Annotated in this window: 1 rRNA gene; it reads left to right on the forward strand. The window is 56.6% G+C overall.

What is annotated here, in order from left to right:
* A 23S ribosomal RNA gene (locus ciss_RS09235) occupies nt 1-431 on the forward strand; the annotation flags it as partial.

Consider the following 431-nt stretch of genomic DNA (forward strand, 5'->3'; position numbering starts at 1 on the left):
TTGAAGGCCGTACTGGGGGTACACTGCCATGTACCCGGCAGTGAAGCGTAATAGGAGAAGGAGTTGGGAAACTCCGCCGTAGAAGGTGAAAGCCCTGTATCCGAAATTACGCGTAGCTGCTAAGTACGAGCCTGAGTACCATGGGGCACGGGGAACCCTATGGGAAGCAGGGGGGACCACCCTCCAAGGCTAAATACCCGCTGGCGACCGATAGAGGACTAGTACCGTGAGGGAAAGGTGAAAAGCACCCCGGGAGGGGAGTGAAAGAGGACCTGAAACCGTATGCCTACAAGCAGTCGGAGCCACTTAAGAGGTGGTGACGGCGTACTTTTTGTAGAACGGGCCGGCGAGTTGCTGTACGTAGCGAGGTTAAGGCTTATAAGGCCGGAGCCGAAGCGAAAGCGAGTCCGAAGAGGGCGGAAGTTACGTGC

Origin of the sequence: Carboxydothermus islandicus (assembly GCF_001950325.1) — a bacterium.
Lineage (GTDB): Bacteria > Bacillota > Z-2901 > Carboxydothermales > Carboxydothermaceae > Carboxydothermus > Carboxydothermus islandicus.